Below are 1,599 nucleotides of genomic sequence, written 5' to 3' on the forward strand. Positions count from 1 at the left end.
TACGAGCTGATGAAGCTCCGCCTGCTCAACGGCAGCCACTCCTGCATCGCCTATCTCGGCTATCTCGCCCGCCACCGGACCGTCTCCGACGCCATGGCCGACCCCGTCTTCGCCGGCTTCGTCCGCGCCCTGATGGACGAGGAAGTGACGCCTACCCTGGACGTGCCCCCCGGCGCCGACCTGACCCGCTACAAATCGGCCTTGCTGGAACGCTTCGCCAACCCCGCGCTCAAGCACCGGACATGGCAGATCGCCATGGACGGCTCGCAGAAGCTGCCGCAACGCCTGCTCGGCACGATCCGGGACCGGCTTGCCGCCGGCCAGCCCTTCGATCGCCTCGCCCTCGGGGTTGCCGCCTGGATGCGCTATGTCGGCGGCGTTGACGAACAGGGCGAAGCCATCGACGTCCGCGATCCTCTGGCCGACCGCCTGAAGACGCTGCCGGATGCCGCAAGCCTGCTCGGCGTCCGCGAAGTCTTCGGCGACGATCTGCCCAACAACACCACTTTCGTCGCCGCCGTCACCGAAGCCCTGGACCGCCTGAAGGCGACCGGCGCCCGCGACGCCATTGAATCCATAAACCGGTGAGTTGAAACCATGGAACAGACCTGGCGCTGGTTCGGCCCGGAAGATGTCGTCCGCCTGCCGCAGATCCGGCAGGCCGGAGCCACCGGCATCGTCACCGCCCTGCATCACATCCCCTACGGCATCGTCTGGTCGGTCGAGGAGATCGAGAAGCGGAAGGCCCTGATAGCCGCCGACCCCTCGCTTGGCCTGCGCTGGAGCGTGGTCGAGAGCCTGCCCGTCTCCGAGCCGATCAAGCTGGGCGAGGGCGACCTGGAGCCGCTGTTCGAGAACTACCGCCAGTCGCTCCGCAACCTCGCCGCCTGCGGCGTCACCACCGTCTGCTACAACTTCATGCCGGTGCTCGACTGGACGCGCACCGAACTGGCGCACCCTCTCCCCGGCGGCGCCCGCGCGCTCCGCTTCAACGCCCATGAATATGCCGCCTTCGACTGCTTCATGCTGGAGCGGCCGGGAGCGAAGGACGAGCACGACCCCGCCGTGATCGCCCGCGCCAAGGCCTGGTTCGACAAGGCGTCGGAAGACGACAAGCGCCAGCTTCTCTCCAACATCATGGCGGGATTGCCCGGCGCCTTCGACCGCTACGACGCCCCCGGCCTCCGCCGGATGCTCGACCGCTACAAGGGCATGACGCGCGAGACACTGCGCGAGAACCTCGCCCGTTTCCTGCGCGAGGTCATCCCGACCGCCGAAGAAGCCGGCATCGCCATGTGCATCCACCCCGACGACCCGCCGCGCCCGCTGCTGGGCCTGCCGCGCATCGTCGGCAGCGCCGACGACCTGGACTTCATCATCAATGCGGTCCCGTCGGAGGCCAACGGCCTGACCTTCTGCACCGGATCGCTCGGCGCCGGCGTCGACAACGACGTGCCGGCCTTGGCCAAGCGCTTCGCCGGCCACATCAAGTTCGCCCATCTGCGGAACGTCTCGAAGGAGCCGGACGGCTCCTTCATGGAAGCCGACCACCTCGGCGGCGACGTCGATATGGTTTCGGTCGTGACGACCCTGCTGGAA

Annotated in this window: 2 protein-coding genes; both read left to right on the plus strand. The window is 67.9% G+C overall.

Going from position 1 to position 1,599, the window contains the following annotated elements:
* Positions 1–588, plus strand: a 588-nt coding sequence (locus AC5JJ6_RS42225; protein WP_496047802.1) for a mannitol dehydrogenase family protein, incomplete at its 5' end; no start/stop codon positions are given.
* A 9-nt stretch (positions 589–597) separates the two neighbouring features.
* Positions 598–1,599, plus strand: a 1,002-nt coding sequence (uxuA, locus tag AC5JJ6_RS42230; RefSeq protein ID WP_496047803.1) for a mannonate dehydratase, incomplete at its 3' end; no start/stop codon positions are given.

The sequence above is a fragment of the Skermanella sp. genome (genome assembly GCF_059503625.1).